The following is a 20,926-nucleotide window of genomic DNA, read 5'->3' on the forward strand; positions in this document are numbered from 1 at the left end:
TGAAGTTCTCAAAGCTTTGGAAATTTTAAAATATCAAGATTGGGTAGGCGGTAAGGGGGTTCGGGCAGTGTGCCAGAAGGAAGGCGGCGCAGAATCCACGACTTGGTTTCTTGAGTGGCGTAGTCCACTGCCGCATCGACCACTTCTCCAAAGGTATGTTCGACATAGCTCCGGATCTTGCGGCTGTCCAGCTCCTGGAAGCGTTCGGCAATCATGGAGGCATTATCCGTAGCGTAATTTAAAGAGTCTTGTACGCGCTGCTTAATCCCATACCTTTTATCCAGCCAATTCAGGCCGACACCTACAATAAAGACGAGTAGCGCACCTGCTATCACTGGAGCGGCAGCAAACCCCAGAATGCTGCCGGCAGCAACAGCCACCGCATAACCAACCGCCGAAGCGATCCCCGCCTTGACCAGCTCGACGCCTATGCCCCCGAGCAGGTCCAACATGTTCACCTCGCTATTGAAGAACCACTCCAGGAATTCGACCCCCACGGCGAAGTAGCAGGACAACTTGAAGCCGCTCAGGGAGCTGCCGCGAATGCCGTAGCGGCCGATGCCCATTTCGATCAGCCGCGTGTTGGTCACCGAGTAGCGGGTGCCCGTGAGTATTCTGCGCAGGCCCGGGTAGCCGGACAGCACCACGTACTGGCGGCCGTTGTGGTTGACGTATCTGACCCGGGTGTTGAGGCCGCCCATGTCGCGGACGAAGCGAGCGAAGTTGACCGCGTCATGGCTACCCAGCAAGGCCGGCATGCCCCAGGCGGTATTCACGAATTCGTGGAGGCTGTCGTTGTAGTGGGGCCGGATGCTGTCCAGCAGCCCGCTTGCCTGGGTGATGTCGTCTCTGACGCAGAGGCTGGGAGCCTGGGTCGGGGACCAGTGGCTGGTCGCGTGGTCGGCGGCCAGAAGGTTGGCCTGTTCGGCCGAGAGGATGAGGACTTCGAGCGGGTTGTTGTCGAGTTGGCGGCCGAGTTGGTCCAGCTGGGTCTGGTTCAATCCCATCGCTCCTCCCGGGAACGGCGTTCCGATCAGATGAGCGGGCGATGAGAGGGCGGTGCGTTGATGTCATAGGGCCGGGATTGGGCAGTTGCGCTGGAAATAGAATTTTCCATGCGCGATCGTGTTGTTTTCCTACATTTACCTGCCTGTTTTCATAAAGTATCGGATCACGGATAAATCCGCTCCTACAGGCCGATGCCTGGCAAAAAAATCCCCCGACCACTCGCGCGGCCAGGGGATGGAAGCGCCGGCGCAGGGGGTAACGCGCCGGCGAGGTAGGACCTTTTCGCGTTACAGCCGGATCAGTACCGATTTCACCTCGGTGTAGTGCTCGATGGCGGCGGCGCCCATTTCGCGGCCCAGGCCGGACATCTTGTAGCCGCCGAAGGGCAGCGCCGGGTCCAGTGCGCTGTGGCAGTTCACCCAGACCGAGCCGGACTTGATCTTCGGGATCATCCGGTGGACTGCGCCCAGGTCGTTGGACCAGATGCTGGCGCCCAGGCCGTAGGGGCTGTCGTTGGCCAGGCGGATGGCTTCGTCGATGTCGTCGAAGGGCATGGCCACCAGCACCGGGCCGAAGATTTCCTCCTGCACCAGCGGGTTCTTCTGGTCCACGTCGACGATCACCGTCGGCTTGACGAAGTAGCCGGGGCCGAACTGTTCGCCGCCGCAGGCGATGGTGGCGCCTTTCTCGCGGCCCAGTTCGATGTAGTTGTGCACGCGCTGCTGCTGGCGGGCGGAGATCAGCGGGCCCATGTCCACGCTCGGGTCCAGGCCGTTGCCCAGCTTCATGCCGTTGGCGATGCCGGCGATGTCGGCCACCACGTTGTCGAAGTGCTTGCGCTGCACGTACAGGCGCGAGCCGGCGCAGCACACCTGGCCCTGGTTGAAGAAGATGGCCTGGGCGGCGCCGGCGGCGGCGCTGTTCAGGTCGGCGTCGGCGAGGACGATGGTCGGCGACTTGCCGCCCAGCTCCAGGGTCACGCGGGTCATGTTGTCCATGGCCGCCTTGCCGATTTCCTTGCCCACGGCGGTGGAGCCGGTGAAGGTCAGCTTGTCCACCAGCGGGTGGTGGGTGAGGGCGCTGCCTGCGTTGATGCCGGTGCCGGTGACGACGTTGAACACGCCCGCCGGGTAGCCGGCCTCCAGGGCCAGCTCGGCCAGCTTCAGGGCGCTGAGCGGGGTTTCGTCGGCCGGCTTGAGCACCACGCTGCAGCCGGTGGCCAGGGCCGGGCCGAGTTTCCAGCAGGCCAGCAGCAGGGGGAAGTTCCAGGCGACGATGGCGCCGACCACGCCGACGGCCTCGCGGCGGATGAAGCCGTGGAAGTCGTCGTTGGGCATCAGCGGCATGGAGACGTCGACGCTGGCGCCTTCGATCTTGGTGGCCCAGCCGGCCATGTAGCGGAGGAAGTCGATGCCCAGCTGCACGTCCATGACCCGCGCCACGGCCGCGCTCTTGCCGTTGTTCAGGCATTCCAGCTCGGCCAGCAGGTCGGCGTCGCGCTCCATCAGGTCGGCGAGCTTCCACAGCAGGTTCTGCCGCTCGCGCGGGCGCATGCGGCTCCAGGGCGAATCGTCGAAGGCCTGGCGGGCGGCGCGCACGGCGCGGTCGACGTCGGCGGCGCTGGCAGAGGGCACCTGGCAGAGCACTTCGCCGGTGGCCGGATTGCGCAGGTCCATGAGGGCGCCATCGGCGGCACCGGTCCAATCGGCGCCGATGAGCATCTTCGGCGCGCGCTGCAGGAAGGCGCGGGATTCGGGCTTGATGGGCAGGGAAGCGAGCATTGCGGTTGCCTCTTGTTGAGTTGTCCCGGCGGCTATCGCAACCGCTATGCCAAGCCGGTCAATGTAATTCAACTTATTGAATCAAAACGATTTAATCGAAAGAGGGACGAGCAGTTCCGCGCCCCGCTGTCGCAGCTTGCGACAGCCCTGAGACAGCCACCAACGAAACAGCCCGCACGGGGCGGGCTGTTTCGAGGCAGGGTTGCGGCTCAGGCGTGGTGGATTTCGCGGTCCTTGGTTTCCGGCAGGAAGAAGGTGCCGAGGATGGCCGTCATCACCGCGATGACGATGGGGTACCAGAGGCCGTAGTAGATGTCCCCGGTGGCCGCCACCATGGCGAAGGCCACGGTGGGCAGGAAGCCGCCGAACCAGCCGTTGCCGATGTGGTAGGGCAGCGACATGGAGGTGTAGCGGATGCGCGCCGGGAAGAGTTCCACCAGCCAGGCGGCGATGGGGCCGTAGACCATGGTCACGTAGATCACCAGCACGGTGAGCAGCAGCAGGACCGCCAGGTGGTTGGTCTTGGCCGGGTCGGCCTTCTCGGGGTAGCCGGCCTCCTTGAGCGCGGTGCCCATCTGTGCGGTGAAGGCCTCGGACTGCGCCTTGAAGTCCGCCGCCGCCAGGCCGCCGCCCTCGAAGCTGGCGATCACCTTGTCGCCGATGTGCACCTGGGCCACGGCGCCGCTCTCGGCCTTGACGTTCTGGTAGGGAATGGCCTTCTTCGCCAGCAGGCTCTTGGCCTGGTCGCAGGAGCTGGTGAATCTGGCCTTGCCCACCGGGTCGAACTGGAAGGCGCAGGCGGACGGGTCGGCGACCACGGTGACCGGGTTCTTCTCCTGGGCGGCGAACACGTCGGGGTTGCCGAACTCGGTCAGGCCCTTGAAGATCGGGAAGTAGGTCAGGGCGGCGAGGATGCAGCCGGCCATGACGATCTTCTTGCGCCCGATGCGGTCGGACAGGCTGCCGAAGAACACGAAGAAGGGCGTGCCCAGCAGCAGCGATCCGGCGATCAGCAGGTTGGCGGTCTGCGCGTCTATCTTCAGCGTCTGCAGCAGGAAGAACAGCGCGTAGAACTGCCCGGTGTACCAGACCACCGCCTGGCCGGCGGTGCCGCCGAGCAGCGACATGATCACCACCTTGAGGTTGTCCCAGCGGGCGAAGGACTCGGTCAGCGGCGCCTTGGACGCCTTGCCTTCCTCCTTCATGCGCTTGAACACCGGCGACTCGGAGAGTTGCAGGCGGATGTACACCGAGATGGCCAGCAGGACGATGGAGAGCAGGAAGGGGATGCGCCAGCCCCAGGCCTCGAAGGCCTCGTTGCCCAGGGCGGTGCGGCAGGCCATGATCACCAGCAGCGAGAGGAACAGGCCGAGGGTGGCGGTGGTCTGGATCCACGAGGTGAAGAAGCCGCGCTTGCCCTGGGGCGCGTGCTCGGCCACGTAGGTCGCCGCGCCGCCGTACTCGCCGCCCAGCGCCAGGCCCTGCAGCAGGCGCAGGCTGATCAGGATGACCGGCGCCGCCACGCCTATGCTGGCATAGCTGGGCAGCATGCCCACCACGGCGGTGGAGATGCCCATGATGACGATGGTGATGAGGAAGGTGTACTTGCGCCCGACCAGGTCGCCCAGGCGGCCGAACACGATGGCGCCGAAGGGGCGCACCGCGAAGCCGGCGGCGAAGGCCAGCAGGGCGAAGATGAAGGCCGTCGTCTCGTTGACCCCGGCGAAGAAGTGCTTCGCGATGATCGCCGCGAGCGAGCCGTAGAGGTAGAAGTCGTACCACTCGAAGACGGTGCCCAGGGAGGAGGCGAAGATGACCTTGCGCTCCTCCCGGGTGATGCCGTTGTGGGGTGTGTTGCCCGCGGCCGGGCTGTAGGTCTGCGCCATGTTCTTCTCCGTCTTGTTCTTGTGATGGGCCGGAGTCCTTAACCACCGTTGCCGCACTCGGGCCATGGGGTTGATGCAGCGGAACACGGATAGTCGAAGCGAGACTGCAGACAGGCTTCAGGCTGGCCCGGCAAGGCGTGCGGGCCATCTTGAAGCATAAACGCCATCCCCCAGATATCCAGCCGCGGCGGATCGGCTAGAACTAAGGGTGCTGTCTCAGGCTGCAATGGCTGTCGCGAATTGCAACGCCGCGTGGCCCCTGGCCTTGCGCCAAGCGACTGTCGTGCAAGGTCTTTTCGCGGCTGGCACACAATATGTAGAGGCCCGGATGCGTATTCTCGCGAACACAGGCGGGAAGCATTCCAAGGAGGCCCGATTTGAAGAGGACGTTCACCCCATCGCCCGTGTTCCCCGGGCTTGGCGCCTTCGTCGCCACCTGCCTGCTGCTGTGGTTCCTGCCGTTGCTGGGCAATGCCTGGCTGTGGGCCAGTGCCGTGCTCATCGCCCTGGGCGCCGTGCGACCGCGGTGGCGCGCCCTGGCCTGGCCGCTGGCCCTGGGGGCGCTGTGCGGCGCCTGCCTGGCGCTGGCGCTGCACCTGCTGGCCGACCATTTCCAGCTGCGCTACGCCTGGCTCTACAGCAGCGCCGCCTTGCCCGGCTACCTGAAGATGGCCAACCTCTGGGGCGGCGACGAGGGCACCGTACTGTTGCTGGCCACCTTCTGCATGGCCATCGCTGCCGGCCAGGCGCGCCAGGCCGGCTGGGCCGGGCGTTGCGGGGCGCTGGTGGCCGCCTGGTACGCAGCCACCGCGGCCTGGCTCGGGCCCTTTTCCGCCACCCCGGCGGACTGGCTGGCGGCGCAGCCCAACCAGGGCATGAACGCCCACCTGCAGACCTTCTGGATGGCCTTCCACGCGCCCCTGGTGCTGGCTGCCTACGCCTGGGCCCTGGCGCCGGCCGGGGCGGCGCTGGATGCCCTGGGCGGTGGCGGCGAGGCCTATGGCGCGGTGGCCCTGCGCTACGGCCGGCGCGCCTGGCTGGTGCTCAGCGCCGGCATAGGCGCGGGCATGGCCTGGGCCATGGAGGACTTCACCTTCGGCCAGTTGTGGCACTGGGACCCGGTGCAGACCTCGGCCTTCGTGGTCTGGGCGCTGCTCGGCGCGGTGCTGCACGGCGCGCGGCGCTGGCGCCCGGACGGGGCCAACCGGCGCCTGCTGCCATGGCTCAGCCTGCTGGCGGCGGCCATGGCCTGCGGCGCCATGGCGGTGACGCGCAGCACGGTGCTGGCCAGCTCGCACCGCTACATAGGCACCACCTCCTGGCTGGCCCACCTGGGCCTGGCCGCGGTACTGCTGGCGCTGGCCGGCTGGGCGACGCTGCGGGCGCGCCGCGGGGCAGGGCGCAAGGCCCGCTCGGACTGGACCCTGGACGTGGCCATCTACCTGTTCGCCGGCAGCGCGCTGCTGGCCCTGGGCGCGCTGCTGCAGGCGCACCTCTACGAATGGCTGGGGCTGGAGCGCCCGGGCGACCTCAAGCCGTTCTTCGAGACGCTCACCGCCTGGGCCACCACCGACGAGATGAACGGCCTGCGCCGGGCCTTCGACCAGTGGGACGTGGATGGCTACGGCCTGGTGCGCTGGCTGCTGCCGCTGCTGGGCCTGCTCGGGCTGATCGGCGGCTACAGCTTCCTGCGCCGCAGCGGCTGGCCCAGGCTGGCGCTGGCGGCGAGCCTGGCGATGGCCGTGGCCATGCTGCTGGTGGGCTGGCACGGCGGCTGGCTGAGCGCCGGCTACAGCGGCCAGGGCATGCTTTCGCAGAACGTCGTGGTGGTGCTGCCCTGGCTGGACGCGGCGTTGCTGGGCGGGGCCTTCCTGCTGGCGTCCTGCGCGTTCTGGTGCGTGCTCGCCCTGTGGCGCAGCCGGCGCCTGGGCAACCTGCGCTACAGCGGCGGCGTGGCGCTGATCCATGGCGGCGCGGTGGTCGCCCTGGTCGGCGGGCTGGCCGCCACGGCGCTGAACACCTACCTGCAGGTGACCATCCCGCCGGGGGCCTCCTTCGAGCAATGGCAGGCGCTGGCCAACGGCATGCAGCTGCGGGTGCTGCCCGACAGCACCCGGGCGGATCGCGCCGGCTACCACTCGGTGGCGCGGGTGGAGCTGCGCGACGGCGGCCGCCAGCTGGAGGGCCACGCGCTGTTCCAGGACAGCCGCGGCAACCCGCCGGCCTACCAGGGCCCGGTGCGGCAACTGTGCGAGATCCTCGACTACCACTACGCGCGCTTCGCCTCGGACCGCGGCTACGTGCTGCACCCCTTCATCATCCGCGGCTGGCTGGGCGACCTGCAGGTGTGGGTGCCGGCCTCGCCGCGGCTGATGGGGCAGAAGGGCGAGGCCATCGAGAGCCTGGTGGTGATCCGCCGCTACCCGCTGCTGTCGTTCGTCTGGACCGGGCTGGCCTGCATGCTGCTCGGCGCCTTGCTGCTGCCCGGCGCGGGCACATCGCGCAAGCGCGTCCATACTGCATCCCAGGCGCGTCCCGAGGGCTTGTCTCAGAGTTAGACGGCAATCGCGAAATTAGACGTGCCAACTTGTCGCAGGGTGGCCCCCGAACCCGTCGAAGGCCTGATTCGGCGGGGCTTGCGCAGTAGTGGCACACAACCTGCTAAACAGCTGGAGAGCTAGACGGAACCAGCTGTTCGCCCAGCGGTGGGCACAGAACAATTTCAACAAGAAACACCGAGGAGGCCTGATCTTGAAGATGACACGACTTCGGCACTACCTGGGCGCCGGAGCCCTGGCCACGCTGGCCATGGCGCTACAGCAACCGGCCCATGCCGCCGATGGCCAGACCATCATCAACGCCAAGTGCATGGCGTGCCACACCCCAGAGGGCAACGATTCCCTGAGCCGCATCAGCCACCAGCGCAAGACGCCGGAAGGCTGGCTGATGAGCATCGCGCGGATGCAGGTGATGTACGGCCTGAAGATCAGCGACGAGGATCGCCGCGCGGTGGTCAAGTTCCTCGCCGACAAGCAGGGCCTGGCGCCCAGCGAGACCGATGGCGTGCGCTACGCCCTGGAGCGCCGGTTGAACACCGTCGAGCACTTCGATAGCAACTTCGAGCAGATGTGCGCCCGCTGCCACTCGGCCGCGCGCATCGCCCTGCAGCGCCGCCCGGCGGCGGAGTGGGAGAAGCTGGTGAACTTCCACCTGGGCCGCTGGCCGTCGCTGGAATACCAGGCGCTGTCCCGCGACCGCGACTGGTTCGACCTGGCGAAGAAGGAGATGGTCCCGGAACTGGCCAAGCGCTTCCCGCTGGACAGCAAGGCCTGGAGCGACTGGCAGAAGAACCGGCCGAAGGCCGAGTCCCTGGCCGGGGAATGGAGCTTCGCCGGGCACATGCCGGGCAAGGGCGACGTGGCCGGCACCATGAGTGTCAGCGGCGGCGCCGGCGACCAGTTCAAGCTCAGCGTCAAGGGCCAGTACGCCGACGGCACCCCGTTCAACGGCGAGGGCAGCGCGGTGCTGTACAACGGCTTCGAATGGCGCGGCAACGTCACCGTGGGCGAGGTGACCATGCGCCAGGTGTTCGCCGCGCTGAAGGGCCAGATGCAGGGCCGCATGTTCGACAAGGCCCATGACGAGCGCGGCCTGGATTTCGTCGCCGCGCAGAACGGCACCAGCCTCGTGCTGGGCGTGCAGCCGGCGTACCTGAAGGCCGGCAGCGAGACCGAGGTCAGCGTCATCGGCAGCGGGCTGAAGGGCAAGCCGTCGTTCGGCAAGGGCGTGGAGGTGCTCTCGGTGGTGTCCGAAACCCCCGAGCGCGTGACCGTGAAGGTCAAGGCCGACGCCTCGGCCGCGGCCGGCGAGCGCGAGGTCAGCGTCGGCACTGCCAAGGGCGGCAGCCTGGCGGTCTACAAGGACATCGCCGAGGTCAAGGTGGTACCGGAGTTCTCCGTCTCGCGCATCGGCGGCAACGGCGGTTCCACGCCCAAGGTGCAGGGCAGCTTCGACGCCGAGGCCTGGGGCAAGGGCGCCGACGGCAAGCCGTTCCGCATCGGCGTGTTCCCGGCCAAGTGGTCGGTGGAGCCCTTCGACGACCGCGCGAAAGAGGACCAGGACGTCAAGTTCGCCGGTGTGATGGACGCCGCCAGCGGCGTGTTCACCCCGGGCGACGCCGGCCCCAACCCCGAGCGCAAGATGATGACCAACAACGCCGGCAACCTGAAGGTGATCGCCGCCGTGGACGACGCCGGCAAGACGCACCAGGGCGAAGGCCACATGATCGTCACCGTGCAGCGCTGGAACAACCCGCCGATCCCTTGATCCACCGCGTCACACGGGTTCGGATGAACTGAACGCATGAACCCCCGCCCGCGGGCGGGGCGTACCAAGCAAGTTCCGGGAGGTCGCCATGGGCGCCATCTTGAATCTGGTCGAGCGCAACCTGCACGAAGTGCGGGTGGATGCCGACCGCCTGTTGTTCCACATCCCCAGTTCGTCGCTGTTCGCCAGCGACGAACTGACCGGCGGGATCATCGATGCCCTGCGCGGGCACGCCTGCTCGCCGGACGAGCTGACGCAGCGCCTGGGCGGGCGTTTCGAGGCCAGCGAGATCGACGAGACCCTGCGCGAGCTGATCGCGCTGGAGCTGGTCAGCGACGGCTCGCCATTGACGCCTGAGATCGGCATCAAGAAGGTCGACCGCACCGCGCTCAACACCGTGGTGCTGAACGTCAACACCGGCTGCAACCTCAGCTGCACCTACTGCTACAAGGAAGACCTGGACAAGCCCTCCGCCGGCAAGAAGATGGGCGCGGAAACCGCCGAGGCCTCGGTGGAGATGCTGCTCAGGGAATCGCCGGACGAGAAGCGCTACACCGTGGTGTTCTTCGGCGGCGAGCCGCTGTCCAACCGGCCGCTGATCGAGCACATGGTGGCCTACTGCGAGCGCCGCTTCGGCGAGCTGGGCAAGGCGGTGGACTTCGTCATGACCACCAACGCCACGCTGCTCACCGAAGAGATCGTCGACTGGCTCAACGCCCACCGCTTCGGCCTGTCCGTCAGCATCGACGGGCCCAAGACCGTGCACGACCGCAACCGCATCACCGTGGGCGGGCAGGGCACCTACGACGTGGTGCGGCGCAAGGCCGACATGCTGCTGTCGCGCTACACCAGCCGCCCGGTGGGCGCGCGGGTGACCCTGACCACCGGCGTCACCGACGTCGAGACCATCTGGGACCACCTGTTCAACGAACTGGGCTTCGCCGAGGTCGGCTTCGCCCCGGTGACCTCGGGCGACATCAGCAGCTTCAACCTGACCGGCGAGGAGCTCAAGCAGGTCTTCGCCAACATGAAGGCCCTGGGCCGACGCTACCTGGCGGAGGCGCTGGAGGGGCGCAACATCGGCTTCTCCAACCTGCACCAACTGATCACCGACATCCACGAGGGCCAGAAGAAGGCCCTGCCGTGCGGCGCCGGGCTGAAGATGCTGGCGGTGGACCACAAGGGCGAGCTGAACCTGTGCCACCGCTTCACCGGCTCCTCGCTGCCGACCTTCGGCAACGTGCACGCCGGGGTCAAGCAGGCCGAGCTGAACGACTTCCTCTCGCAACGCCTGGACCGCACCGACACCGGCTGCGCCAGCTGCCGCATCCGCAACCTGTGTTCCGGCGGCTGCTACCACGAGAGCTACGCGCGCTACGGCGACCCGGCGCACCCCACCTACCACTACTGCGAACTGATGAGGGACTGGGTGGACTTCGGCATCGAGGTCTACAGCCGGATCATGGCCTCGAACCCCAGCTTCATCGACCGCCACATCACTCCGCGGAAGGCGCACTGACATGAAACATCTCAAAGCGATCAACAACAAGGCACAGCAGCTGGAGCAGGCCGCCGCCGAGGACCGCATCGAGGACGTGGTGGCGATGAACTCGGTCGCCGGCTGCGCCTCCACCACCGACCCGGGCTGGGAGATCGACGTGTTCGGCGGCGTCTCCTCGCTGTGCCAGCCGATGGAGGCCGACCTCTACGGCTGCTCCGACCCCTGCTGGTGGCCGGCCCAGGTGCCGGACATGATGAGCACCTACCCCGACTGGAACAAGGACGCGCAGGCCTCCGCGGAGAACTGGCGCAACCTCGGCACCGTATTCCCGGACGACAAATGAGCGGACAGAAGAACAAGAGGAAGCACTGCATGTCCAGAAAAGCATTCGCCGCCGTCCTCGGTGGCCTCTCGCTGGCCTGCGCGCTGCACGCCGCAGCCGCCGCCAACGAGGACAAGGCCCTGGAAAGTGGCCACGAGTACCTGGTGTCCACCAACTACCCGAACAACCTGCACGTCATCGACATGCAGACCGACAAGCTCTACAAGACCTGCACCATTCCCGGCGCCTATGGCCCGGGCATGATCCAGCTGTCGCCGGACCGCAGGATCGCCTACGTGCTGAGCAACCACTACGCGGACATCTACGGCCTGCAGCTGGACGACTGCAAGCCGGTGTTCCACGCCACCATCGCGCAGAAGCCGGGCGAGAACGCGCGCTCGATGTTCTCCATGACCGTCAGCCACGACGGCAAGGAGGTCTACGCCATCGCCAACCCGACGCTGATCCTCAGCGAGCACTACGAGGTGCAGCAGCCGCGCCTGCAGGTCTACGCCGCCGACGGCGGCATGGACGCCAAGCCGGTCCGCACCTTCCCGGCGCCGCGCCAGCTGACCATCATGCAGACCGGCGACGACGGCACCCTGTACGTGGCCGGCCCGGACATCTACAAGGTGGACGTGAAGACCGGCAAGTTCGACGTGCTGATCCCCAGCCGCAACTGGAAGCGCCCGAACTACTCGCCGCCGGACGTGCTCTACGTGTGGAACCAGCAGACCTACCCGCGCGACTTCTCGCTGCTGTACACCACCGCGAAGTTCAAGGACGCCAAGCAGGACCCGGCCACCGCCGACTACCTGTACGGCTTCTTCAACATCGACCTGGCCACCGGCAAGACCGAGACCGTCGACTTCGGCCCGGTCACCGAGGTGTACTTCAGCGGCATCCGCTCGCCGAAGGACCGCAACGTGATGTACGGCGTGCTCAACCGCCTGGTCAAGTACGACATCAAGGCGCAGAAGCTGGAGAAGGCCGCCAGCCTCGACCACTCCTACTACTGCCTGACCGCCAACAAGGCCGGCACCAAGCTGTACCTGACCGGCACCCTGAACGACGTGGCGATCTTCGACGCCGACAGCCTGGAGCGCATCGGCGACCTGAAGCTGCCCGGCGGCGACATGGCGATCACCACCAGCCAGGCCTTCATCCGCTGAAAACGCCGGGCGCCGCCTGCTGGCGGCGCCCGGTCGTGCCTTTCAGGCGCCGGGGTCGATGACCTCCGGCTCCGCTTCCTCCGTGCTCAGGTAGCGTTGTGCGCCGCAATGGCTGCAGCGCTGGTGGAGCATCAGCACATCGCCCACGCGGGTGGGCACGCCCTCGCTCCAGCGGCAGCCCAGGAAAAGGCAGCGTAATCGCATGAGACCTCCCGTCGGGAGCGGCTCCCGACCGCAGAACAGGCAGAGTGGGTTCGGATCGCCCCGGCTTGTTCTTGTCTGGCGACGGTCGCGGCCAGCATCCGCCCGGCGCTCTAGAATGGGCAATCTAATCGCCGCAGGGCCCGTGGGGCGGGGCCTGTCGCTCCAACTGCCGTCGTCTTTTCGGGCGATTGACCCGCCGGGGCATATCCCTAGCATCCGGGGGAACGGCGGCGCACCCGGTGCGCGCGCCAGGTTTCGAACGATGGGGGCCGCGAGGGCCTGGAGTGACGAGATGAGCAAGAACAGCAAAGGCCGCGCACTGGTGACCGGCGCTTCCGCCGGCATAGGCGCGGCCTACGCCCAGCGCCTGGCGGAGCGGGGCCACGACCTGCTGCTGGTGGCCCGCGACCGGGCACGGCTGGCGGCCCTGGCCGCCTGCCTGCAGGCCGAGTACGGGGTGGACGTCGACATACTGCCGGCGGACCTGACCGTGGCGAAGGAACGCGCCCGGGTGGAGGCGCGCCTGGCCGGGGACGCCGGCATCGACATGCTGGTGAACAACGCCGGGATGGCGGTCAAGGGCAGCCTGGTGGAGGCGGGGCTGGACCAGCTGGAGCAGATGATCACCCTCAACGTGCTGGCCTCGGCGCGCCTGGCCGGCTGCGCGGCCAAGGCCTTCGCCGCGAAGGGGCGGGGCACCATCGTCAACCTCACCTCGATCCTGGCCCTGGCGCCGGAGCAGTTCAACGGCGTGTACAGCGGCACCAAGGCGTTCCTGCTCAACCTGAGCATCTCGCTGCAGCAGGAACTGGCGCCCCTGGGCGTGCGCGTGCAGGCGGTGCTGCCGGGCGCCACCCGCACGGAAATCTGGGACCGCTCGGGCACCGACGTCCCGGAAGACATCCTCATGGAAGTCGGCCACATGGTCGACGCCGCTCTGGCCGGCCTGGACCTGGGCGAGCTCATCACCATCCCGGCGCTGCCCGACATGCGGGACTTCGAGGCCTACACCCGCGCGCGGCAGAACCTGGCGCCCTTCCTCTCCGGCCGCCTGCCGGCGGAGCGCTACGGCGTGCAGGTGGAATCGACCCCGTAGGGCGCATAACGCCTACGGCGTCATTCGCTAAATCGCGGACGGAGTCCGCTCCTACGGTTCCAGGAAGCACGGACGTAGGACTCAGTCCGCGATTGGATTCACCGGCCGCGCCGGACACCCCGGTGGCGCGACCAACGGCGGATAACCGCGAACGGTTATTCGCCCTACGTCGCCCCACCCACGCTATTCCCCTGTAGGAGCGCGCCCTGCGCGCGAAATCGCGGGCAGGGCCCGCTCCTACAGTTCGCCCGCGATATCGCGCTTGAGATAGCGCCGGGTGCTTTCCAGGATGCGTTCGGACAATGCCGGGTCGGCCACGCTGCGCGACAGCAGCAGGGCGCCGACCAGGGTGGCCAGGGTCGCCACCGCCTGGTCCGCCGGATGCTCCGCGGGCAGCACCTTCTCCAGCCGCTCCAGGCGCTGGGTCAGGGCCCGGTCGGTGGTCGGGCTGGGGCGGCCGCGGGCGCCCAGTTCGGCGCTCAGGGTGGGGAAGGGGCAGCCGCGCTCGGGGTGGTCGCGATGCTGCTCGGAGAGGTAGTCGTCGATGAAGTTCGCCAGCGCGTTGGGCCCGCGGAAGGTCTCGGCGGCCACCTCGGCGAGCTGGTCGGAGGCCGCCTGCAGGGCGATCTCCACCAGCTCTTCCTTGGACTTGAAGTGCGCGTAGAAACCACCGTGGGTCAGCCCCAGGGCCTTCATCAGGGGCTGCAGGCCGGTGGCTTCCACGCCCTCGCTGCGGAAACGCCGCGAGGCCTCGTCGATGATGCGCTGGCGCGTCTGGGCCTTGTGGTCGTCGGGGTAGCGCATGGGGCTGGTCCTGGATCGAATGACATGTCGACCGTCATTCTAACCCCGAAGCCGGAACTGCGCCGAGCGGCCTCAGACCAGGCTGTCGGGATCACCGACGAACATACTGATGCGCGAGCGCAGCCAGCGTTCGGCCGGGTCGTTGTCCTGGGCGCCGCGCCAGACCATGGACAGCTCGGCCGGGCGCGGGGTGAAGGGCGGCTCCTCGGCGCGCAGGCCGCCGGCGGCGGTCAGCGCCAGGGCCGCGTAGTCCGGCACCGTGGCGATCAGGTCGGTGCCGGCGAGCAGGGCGCCCAGGCCGTTGAACTGCGGCACCGCCAGCACCACCTGGCGCTTGCGGTCGAGGGTCGCCAGCTGTTCGTCGACGAAGCCTTCCAGGTCGCCGGCGTAGGACACCATGGCATGGGGTCGGGTGCAGTAGTCGTCCAGGCTCAGCTGGCCGGGCACCGAATCGGCGCGCAGCACCTTCCACTTGCTGCGGCGCAGGGTCTTGCGCTTGGCGTTGGCCGGCAGCTCGTCGGTGTAGCTGACGCCCACGGAAATCTCGCCGGAGGCCAGCAGTTGCGGCATCAACAGGTAGTTGGCGCGGCGCACCACCAGGACGATGCCCGGCGCCTCGGAGCGCAGGCGGCGCAGCAGCGCCGGCAGCAGGCCGAACTCCACGTCGTCGGACAGGCCGATGCGGAACACCGACTTGCTGGTGGCCGGGTCGAAGTCGGCGGCGCGGCTCAGGGCGGTGGAGATGGAGTCCAGCGCCGGCGACAGGTGGCCGAAGATCTCCTGGGCCCGGGCGGTGGGCTCCATGCTGCGGCCGGTGCGGACGAACAGCGGGTCGTCGAACAGGTTGCGCAGGCGCGCCAGGGCCGCGCTGATCGCCGGCTGGCCGAGGAACAGCTTCTCGGCGGCGCGGGTCACGCTGCGTTCGTGCATCAGCGTTTCGAAGACGATCAACAGGTTGAGGTCAACCTTGCGGAGGTCGTTGCGGTTCATGGGGGCTCCCTGACGATGGGGGAAAAGTGAAGCGCGGCGCGTCTGGCGTCAAGGTCTGACAGATAAGTCCTTGATCATTTTCCGCATTCTTCCTTAGCAAGACGCTTCATTGCCGTTATCCTTCCCTACTGCGCAGCCGTATTTTTCGGGCGTTGCCTGGCGCTCCGGCCTGCGCGATCGATATGCCTGCGGAATCATCGGCATTTATGTCGACTATCGATAGCGGTGGGTAGCAAGCACAAGAAAGCCCGGATAGAGTCCGTGGCTATAAAGCATCAAAGGCGAGGTATGTGATGTCCCGCATGATCCGATTCCACCAGTTCGGTGATGCCTCGGTACTCAAACTCGAGGAAGTCCCGACCCCGCAACCGGGGCCGGATGAAGTCCTGATCCGCACCCAGGCGCTGGGCGTGAGCTGGCGCGACGTGCTCTGGCGGCAGAACCTGGCGCCCGACCAGGCCCAGCTGCCCGCCGGGATCGGCTACGAACTGGCCGGCGTGGTCGAGGCCGTGGGCGCGAACGTCACCGATCTTGCGCCCGGCATGGCCGTGGCCAGCTTCCCGGCCGATTCGCCGAACCAGTACCCGGCCTGGGGCGACTACGTGGTGATGCCGCGCACCTCGCTGACGCGCTACCCGGACAACCTCACCCCGGTCGAGGCCGCGGTGCACTACACCGGCCTGCTGTACGCCTACTTCGCCCTGGTTGAGCTGGCCAGGCTGCAGCCGGGCCAGCACGTGCTGATCACCGAGGCCGGGCACTGCCTGGCGCCGCAGTCGATCCAGCTGGCCAAGGCCCTGGGCGCCAAGGTCATCGCCACCACCAGCCACGAGAACACCCGCGACTTCATCCGCAGCCTGGGCGCCGACAAGGTGATCTACACCGAGGAGCAGGACCTGGTGCTGGAAGTCGAGCGCTTCACCGACGGCAAGGGCGTGGAAGTGGTCCTGGACCAGTGCGCCGGCCCGCAGATGAAGCTCTTGGGCGACGTCGCCGCGCCGCGCGGCAAGCTGATCCTCTACGGCATCAACGGCGGCAACGACGCCACCTTCCCGGCCTGCGCGGCCTTCAAGAAGCACCTGCAGTTCTACCGCCACTGCGTGCTGGACTTCACCGGCCAGCCGGAAATCGGCCTGACGCGCAACGACGAGGCGGTGCAGCGGGCGCTGCAGGCGATCAACCAGATGACCGCCGACCAGTTGCTCAAGCCGAGCATCGACAAGGTCTTCGACTTCGCCAGGTTCCGCGAGGCCAGCAACTACATGGAAAGCTGCCCCGGCGGCGGCCGGGTGGTGATGAAGGTCGCCGACTGACCTGCCGTCCCGCGCAATGCCAGAAGCCACTCCCCGGAGTGGCTTCGGCGTTTCCGCGCCCCCGCTTTTCGCAGGAGCGAGCTTGCTCGCGAACAAACCCCGTGCCGAAGCTGTTCGCGAGCAGGCTCGCTCCTACAGGGGAACGGTGTGGGTGGGGCGTAGGGCGAATAACCGTTCGCGGTTATCCGCCGTTGGCCGCGCCACCGGGGCGTTCGGCGCGGCCGGTGAATCCAATCGCGGACGGAGTCCGCTCCTACGACCGTGCTTCCTGGAACCCGGCCGCATCCAGCGCAGGATCGGGCAAGCCTGCGCAGGACCGGGCAAGCCACTGGGCGGGCTTTTCCCGTATCGTCGCGGCATTCGGCCAGGGAAGCGCCTAGGCTGAATCCATTCCCACGGAGCGGCCTTGGCTCCGAATTTCCACATCACCCGAACCAAGAGGTGAGCGCCTGATGATCAAGCTGAAACTCAACGGCAAGGACCATGAATTCGACGCGCCCGGGGAAATGCCCCTGCTCTGGGCGCTGCGCGACGTCGCCTTGCTCACCGGCACCAAGTACGGCTGCGGCATGGCCCTGTGCGGGGCCTGCACCGTGCACGTCGACGGCCAGCCCACGCGCTCCTGCGTGACGCCCCTGGCGGCGGTGGCCGGCAAGCAGGTCACCACCATCGAGGCGGTGGCCGGGCAACCCGCCGGCAAGGCGGTGCAGGAGGCCTGGCGCAAGCTGGACGTGGTGCAGTGCGGCTACTGCCAGTCCGGCCAGATCATGTCCGCCACGGCGCTGCTGGCCGGCAACAGGAGCCCCAGCGACGCCGACATAGATGCGGCCATGGGCGGCAACATCTGCCGCTGCGCCACCTACGTACGCATCCGCGCGGCCATCCACGAAGCCGCGCAGAACCTGGCCTGAGGAGACTCGACATGGCAGACCTGCAGCAACGAGCCAGCCTCGAGCCGGAAGATGCCGGCAACGGCATCCTCAACCTCAGCCGCCGGCATTTCCTGCGCGGCGCCGGCGGCCTGGCCCTGGGCATCTACTTCGCGCCGCTGCTGGGCCGCTTCGGCGACCCCGAGGCCGCCGCGGCCAAGGCCTTCGAACCCAACGCCTTCGTGCGCATCGCCGCGGACGGCACGGTGACGGTGATCGCCAAGCACGTGGAAATGGGGCAGGGCAGCTACACCGGCCTGGCCACCCTGCTGGCCGAGGAACTGGACGCCGACTGGAGCCAGGTCCGCGTCGAGGGCGCCCCGGCCGACGCCAAGCGCTACGCCAACCTGGCCTTCGGCACCCTGCAGGGCACCGGCGGCAGCAGCGCCATGGCCAACTCCTTCGAGCAGATGCGCAAGGCCGGGGCCACCGCCCGGGCCATGCTGGTGGCCGCCGCGGCGCAGCAATGGAAGGTGCCGGCCGAGCAGATCGAGGTGCACGATGGCGTGGTCGAGCACAAGGCTTCCGGGCACAAGGCCGGGTTCGGCCAGTTGGCCGAGGCGGCGGCCCAACAGCCGGTGCCGGCGGACGTGCAGCTCAAGGCGCCGAAGGATTTCAAGCTGATCGGCCAGGTCAGGCTGCCGCGCAAGGACAGCCAGGACAAGACCGATGGCCAGGCGCGCTTCACCCAGGACGTGCACCTGCCGGACATGCTGGTGGCGGTGGTGGCGCACCCGCCGCGCTTCGGCGGCGTGCCATCGAAGGTGGACGACAGCAAGGCCAAGGCCGTGCCCGGCGTGGTGGCGGTGGTGCAGTACCCGGGCAGCGACTCGCGCTTCGCCGGCGTCGCGGTGCTGGCGAAGAACACCTGGGCCGCGCGCCAGGGCCGTGACGCCCTGCAGGTGGAGTGGGACGAGAGCAACGCCTTCCGCCTGGGCAGCGACGAGATCTTCGCCAGGTACCGGGAGCTGGCGGCCAAGCCCGGCGTGGTGGCGCGCAACGAGGGCGACATCGCCAAGGCGCTGGACAAGCCGGCCAGGCTGATCGAGGCCGAGTACCAATTCCCCTACCTGGCCCATGCCTCGATGGAGCCGCTGAACTGCGTGGTCAAGCTCTCCGACGGCGCCTGCGAGATCTGGAACGGCGAGCAGTGGCAGACCGGCGACCAGATGGCCGTCGGGCAGTTGCTCGGCATCGCCCCGGAGAAGGTCGCCATCACCCAGCTGTACGCCGGCGGCAGCTTCGGCCGCCGTGCCAACCCGCACTCGGACTACGTGCTGGAGGCCGTCTCCATCGCCAAGGCGGCCCGCGAGCACGGCCACAAGGGCCCGGTGAAGATGGTCTGGACCCGCGAGGACGATACCCGCGGCGGCTACTACCGCCCGGCCTTCCTGCATAGCGCGCGGCTGGCGCTGGATGGCCAGGGCAACCTGGTGGGCTGGCAGCAGCATTTGGTGGGACAGTCGTTCATCGTCGGCACGCCCTTCGAGAAGGTGATGGTCAAGGACGGCATCGACAAGGTGGCGGTGGAAGGCGCGGCGGACCTGCCCTACGCCGTGCCCAACCTGCACGTGGAGCAGACCCTGGTGCCGGAGATCAAGGTGCCCACCCAGTGGTGGCGCTCGGTGGGCCACACCCACACGGCGTACTCCACCGAGACGCTGATCGACGAAGCCGCGGTCGCCGCCGGCAAGGACCCGTACGAGTTCCGCCGCGCGCTGCTGCAGAAGTACCCGCGGCACCTGGGCGTGCTCGACCTGGTGGCCGAAAGGGCCGCCTGGAAGCAGCCGCTGAAGGCCGGCGGGGAAGGCGAGAAGCGCGGCCGCGGGATCGCCGTGCACGAGTCCTTCGGCAGTTTCGTGGCGCAGGTGGTGGAAGTCACGGTGAAGGCCGACAAGAGCTTCAAGGTCGACCGCGTGGTCTGCGCCGTGGACTGCGGCCTGGCGATCAACCCGGACGTGATCCGTGCGCAGATGGAAGGCGGCATCGGCTATGGCCTGGCCATGGCCCTGCACAGCGCCATCACCCTCAAGGAAGGGGTGGTGGAGCAGTCCAACTTCCATGACTTCCAGGTGTTGCGGATCAACGAGATGCCGGCGGTGGAGGTGCACATAGTGCCGTCCAGCGAGGCGCCCACCGGCGTTGGCGAGCCCGGCGTGCCGCCGGCGGCGCCGGCCCTGGCCAATGCCCTGGCGGCGGCCACTGGCAAGCGCATCCGCACCCTGCCGATCGGCAACCAGTTGCAGGCCTGAGGCCGGAGGTGAGGGCGGCCCGCTGCCTCGTGCAACGGGCCGGCGCCCGATATTTCCGGCGCGGTCGCGCCAAGGCAGGTATCCTTGTGGGCAGGCGCCCGACCGGGCGCCCCCTTTCTACTGGAGCTGTGACATGACCCGCGACAAGCAACTCTTCCCCGACGACGAGATCGGCGACGCCCTGTGGGCCCTGCAGGAAGATGGCGAGGACCTTTCGTTCGAGCGTGAGGTGGAATTCGCCGTGATCTTCCCGGAAGAGCAGGCGGCGCTGGATTTCGCCATCCTCCTGCTGCAGAACGGCCAGAAGGTGGCCTATTCCGAGTATGACGGCGACCCGGCCAACCCCTGGCAGGTCCTGGCCTACCCGGTGATGGAGCCCACCCACGAGAACATCGGTGGCTACGAGGAGCTGCTGGCCGAGCATTCCGAGCCGCTGGGCGGCAAGACCGACGGCTGGTCGGCGCTCTGAGGCGGGATGGGTAGGAAAAAGCCGGGGCATGTCCCCGGCTTTTTTGTGGGCGCAGGATTTTATCCGCGATTGGGCATTTCCCTGTAGGAGCGGGCCCTGCCCGCGAAATCGCGCGCAGGGCGCGCTCCTACAGGGGAGTGACGCCGGCGGTTCGGGTTATCGCGGACAAGGTCCTACGAAGAGCGCTGTGGCGCGGTCGGCAAGCTATGGCACCGGTTCGCCTTTCTCGGCCACCTGGCGCAGGGCTTTTTCGTAGTAGTCGGCCGATTGCGCGCCGGAGATCAGCTGGCGGCCGTTGATGATCACCGCCGGCACGGCGCGGATGCCGTGGCTGGTGAAGAATTCCTCTTCCTCCACCACTTTGCTGGCGTAGGCGTCGCTGTCGAGGATCTCGCGGGTGCGCACCGGGTCCAGGCCGACGCCGGCGGCCAGGTCCAGCAGCTCCCCGCTGTCGCTGATGTTGCGCCCTTCGCCGAAGTAGGCGTGCAGCAGCGCCTGTTTCAGCGCCAGGTCGCGGCCCTGTTCGGCGGCCCAGTGCAGCAGGCGGTGGGCGTCTAAGGTGTTGTAGATGCGCTGGCGCTTGTGCAGGTCGAAGTGGAAGCCGACTTCCTCGCCGAAGTCGCGGATGCGCTTGTGGTTGCTGGCGATGTCCTCGGCGCTGCTGCCGTACTTGCGCTGCAGGTGCTCGACCAGGTCCTCGCCTTCGGCGGGCATGTCGGCATTGAGCTCGAAGGGCTTGATGTGCAGTTCGACGTCGATCTCGCCGTCGACGCGCTGGATGGCTTCCAGCAACCCGGAAAGGCCGATGGCGCACCAGGGGCAGACGACGTCCGAGACGAAATCGAGGGTGATGGCTTCGCGCATGCGGGTGAT

The 20,926-nt window shown here is 67.7% G+C and carries 17 protein-coding genes; 10 read left to right on the forward strand and 7 right to left on the reverse strand.

Features of this window, described 5'->3' with window-relative positions:
• Nucleotides 1–8: 8 nt before the first annotated feature.
• The 3 genes from CHC02_RS14310 to CHC02_RS14320 all read right to left on the reverse strand — a co-directional run bounded on the left by CHC02_RS14310 (nt 9) and on the right by CHC02_RS14320 (nt 4,675).
• Nucleotides 9–1,001 carry a hypothetical protein gene (locus tag CHC02_RS14310; RefSeq protein ID WP_139210193.1) on the reverse strand — a complete coding sequence of 331 codons (993 nt, stop codon included), beginning with the start codon at nt 999–1,001 and terminating at the stop codon, nt 9–11.
• Nucleotides 1,002–1,295: 294 nt separating this feature from the next.
• Nucleotides 1,296–2,789 carry an aldehyde dehydrogenase family protein gene (locus CHC02_RS14315; protein ID WP_089392125.1) on the reverse strand — a complete coding sequence of 498 codons (1,494 nt, stop codon included), beginning with the start codon at nt 2,787–2,789 and terminating at the stop codon, nt 1,296–1,298.
• Between the two features lie 209 nt (nt 2,790–2,998).
• The gene (locus tag CHC02_RS14320) at nt 2,999–4,675 is read right to left on the reverse strand and encodes an MFS transporter (RefSeq protein WP_089392126.1); all 1,677 of its coding nucleotides are present in this window, start codon (nt 4,673–4,675) and stop codon (nt 2,999–3,001) included.
• 377 nt (nt 4,676–5,052) lie between these two features.
• On the opposite strand from CHC02_RS14320, the gene ccsA reads away from it, so the two are divergent.
• The 5 genes from ccsA (at nt 5,053) to peaD (ending at nt 11,996) form a co-directional block, all read left to right on the forward strand.
• Nucleotides 5,053–7,233, forward strand: coding sequence for a cytochrome c biogenesis protein CcsA (gene ccsA, locus CHC02_RS14325; protein ID WP_089392127.1), 2,181 nt, complete (start codon nt 5,053–5,055; stop codon nt 7,231–7,233).
• Nucleotides 7,234–7,483: 250 nt separating this feature from the next.
• A complete protein-coding gene (peaA, locus tag CHC02_RS14330) occupies nt 7,484–9,001 on the forward strand; it encodes a quinohemoprotein amine dehydrogenase subunit alpha (RefSeq protein ID WP_425262393.1) in 1,518 nt (505 codons plus the stop codon).
• Nucleotides 9,002–9,089: 88 nt separating this feature from the next.
• The gene (gene peaB / locus CHC02_RS14335) at nt 9,090–10,520 is read left to right on the forward strand and encodes a quinohemoprotein amine dehydrogenase maturation protein (protein WP_089392129.1); all 1,431 of its coding nucleotides are present in this window, start codon (nt 9,090–9,092) and stop codon (nt 10,518–10,520) included.
• A 1-nt stretch (nt 10,521) separates the two neighbouring features.
• On the forward strand, nt 10,522–10,845 hold the full coding sequence (gene qhpC, locus CHC02_RS14340; protein ID WP_009620363.1) for a quinohemoprotein amine dehydrogenase subunit gamma: 324 nt from the start codon (nt 10,522–10,524) through the stop codon (nt 10,843–10,845).
• A 29-nt stretch (nt 10,846–10,874) separates the two neighbouring features.
• Entirely contained in the window at nt 10,875–11,996 is a 1,122-nt protein-coding gene (gene peaD / locus CHC02_RS14345) for a quinohemoprotein amine dehydrogenase subunit beta (protein WP_089392130.1), read from the forward strand.
• A gap of 42 nt (nt 11,997–12,038) precedes the next feature.
• On the opposite strand, the gene CHC02_RS30210 is transcribed toward peaD, so the two are convergent.
• Nucleotides 12,039–12,200, reverse strand: coding sequence for a PSPA7_2676 family Cys-rich small protein (locus CHC02_RS30210; RefSeq protein WP_167364790.1), 162 nt, complete (start codon nt 12,198–12,200; stop codon nt 12,039–12,041).
• A 292-nt stretch (nt 12,201–12,492) separates the two neighbouring features.
• On the opposite strand from CHC02_RS30210, the gene CHC02_RS14350 reads away from it, so the two are divergent.
• Nucleotides 12,493–13,296 carry an SDR family NAD(P)-dependent oxidoreductase gene (locus CHC02_RS14350; protein WP_089392131.1) on the forward strand — a complete coding sequence of 268 codons (804 nt, stop codon included), beginning with the start codon at nt 12,493–12,495 and terminating at the stop codon, nt 13,294–13,296.
• A 237-nt stretch (nt 13,297–13,533) separates the two neighbouring features.
• Here the strand turns inward: CHC02_RS14350 and CHC02_RS14355 are convergent, their stop codons facing one another.
• Both CHC02_RS14355 and CHC02_RS14360 read right to left on the reverse strand, forming a co-directional pair.
• Nucleotides 13,534–14,100: a TetR/AcrR family transcriptional regulator gene (locus CHC02_RS14355; RefSeq protein WP_089392132.1), complete on the reverse strand. Its 567-nt coding sequence runs from the start codon at nt 14,098–14,100 to the stop codon at nt 13,534–13,536.
• Nucleotides 14,101–14,172: 72 nt separating this feature from the next.
• Complete coding sequence (locus tag CHC02_RS14360; RefSeq protein ID WP_089392133.1) at nt 14,173–15,090, reverse strand: LysR family transcriptional regulator; 918 nt, start codon at nt 15,088–15,090, stop codon at nt 14,173–14,175.
• Nucleotides 15,091–15,383: 293 nt separating this feature from the next.
• On the opposite strand from CHC02_RS14360, the gene CHC02_RS14365 reads away from it, so the two are divergent.
• From CHC02_RS14365 to CHC02_RS14380, 4 genes are all read left to right on the forward strand, one after another.
• Nucleotides 15,384–16,403: a zinc-dependent alcohol dehydrogenase family protein gene (locus CHC02_RS14365; protein WP_089392134.1), complete on the forward strand. Its 1,020-nt coding sequence runs from the start codon at nt 15,384–15,386 to the stop codon at nt 16,401–16,403.
• A gap of 452 nt (nt 16,404–16,855) precedes the next feature.
• Nucleotides 16,856–17,314, forward strand: coding sequence for a (2Fe-2S)-binding protein (locus CHC02_RS14370; protein WP_089392135.1), 459 nt, complete (start codon nt 16,856–16,858; stop codon nt 17,312–17,314).
• 11 nt (nt 17,315–17,325) lie between these two features.
• Entirely contained in the window at nt 17,326–19,584 is a 2,259-nt protein-coding gene (locus tag CHC02_RS14375; protein ID WP_089392136.1) for a xanthine dehydrogenase family protein molybdopterin-binding subunit, read from the forward strand.
• 133 nt (nt 19,585–19,717) lie between these two features.
• Entirely contained in the window at nt 19,718–20,053 is a 336-nt protein-coding gene (locus CHC02_RS14380; protein WP_089392137.1) for a ribonuclease E inhibitor RraB, read from the forward strand.
• A gap of 204 nt (nt 20,054–20,257) precedes the next feature.
• Here CHC02_RS14380 and CHC02_RS14385 read toward each other — a convergent pair whose 3' ends face one another.
• Complete coding sequence (locus CHC02_RS14385; RefSeq protein WP_089392138.1) at nt 20,258–20,917, reverse strand: DsbA family oxidoreductase; 660 nt, start codon at nt 20,915–20,917, stop codon at nt 20,258–20,260.
• Nucleotides 20,918–20,926 lie beyond the last annotated feature (9 nt).

Source organism: Pseudomonas delhiensis (genome assembly GCF_900187975.1).
Lineage (GTDB): Bacteria > Pseudomonadota > Gammaproteobacteria > Pseudomonadales > Pseudomonadaceae > Pseudomonas > Pseudomonas delhiensis.

Excerpts from the sequence above, each read along its gene's own strand:
- CHC02_RS14315 (WP_089392125.1), bottom strand. The coding sequence starts at position 2,789 with ATGCTCGCTTCCCTGCCCATCAAGCCCGAATCCCGCGCCTTCCTGCAG.
- CHC02_RS14320 (WP_089392126.1), bottom strand. The coding sequence starts at position 4,675 with ATGGCGCAGACCTACAGCCCGGCCGCGGGCAACACACCCCACAACGGC.
- peaA (WP_425262393.1), top strand. The coding sequence starts at position 7,484 with ATGGCGCTACAGCAACCGGCCCATGCCGCCGATGGCCAGACCATCATC.
- peaB (WP_089392129.1), top strand. The coding sequence starts at position 9,090 with ATGGGCGCCATCTTGAATCTGGTCGAGCGCAACCTGCACGAAGTGCGG.
- qhpC (WP_009620363.1), top strand. The coding sequence starts at position 10,522 with ATGAAACATCTCAAAGCGATCAACAACAAGGCACAGCAGCTGGAGCAG.
- peaD (WP_089392130.1), top strand. The coding sequence starts at position 10,875 with ATGTCCAGAAAAGCATTCGCCGCCGTCCTCGGTGGCCTCTCGCTGGCC.
- CHC02_RS30210 (WP_167364790.1), bottom strand. The coding sequence starts at position 12,200 with ATGCGATTACGCTGCCTTTTCCTGGGCTGCCGCTGGAGCGAGGGCGTG.
- CHC02_RS14350 (WP_089392131.1), top strand. The coding sequence starts at position 12,493 with ATGAGCAAGAACAGCAAAGGCCGCGCACTGGTGACCGGCGCTTCCGCC.
- CHC02_RS14355 (WP_089392132.1), bottom strand. The coding sequence starts at position 14,100 with ATGCGCTACCCCGACGACCACAAGGCCCAGACGCGCCAGCGCATCATC.
- CHC02_RS14360 (WP_089392133.1), bottom strand. The coding sequence starts at position 15,090 with ATGAACCGCAACGACCTCCGCAAGGTTGACCTCAACCTGTTGATCGTC.
- CHC02_RS14365 (WP_089392134.1), top strand. The coding sequence starts at position 15,384 with ATGTCCCGCATGATCCGATTCCACCAGTTCGGTGATGCCTCGGTACTC.
- CHC02_RS14370 (WP_089392135.1), top strand. The coding sequence starts at position 16,856 with ATGATCAAGCTGAAACTCAACGGCAAGGACCATGAATTCGACGCGCCC.
- CHC02_RS14375 (WP_089392136.1), top strand. The coding sequence starts at position 17,326 with ATGGCAGACCTGCAGCAACGAGCCAGCCTCGAGCCGGAAGATGCCGGC.
- CHC02_RS14380 (WP_089392137.1), top strand. The coding sequence starts at position 19,718 with ATGACCCGCGACAAGCAACTCTTCCCCGACGACGAGATCGGCGACGCC.
- CHC02_RS14385 (WP_089392138.1), bottom strand. The coding sequence starts at position 20,917 with ATGCGCGAAGCCATCACCCTCGATTTCGTCTCGGACGTCGTCTGCCCC.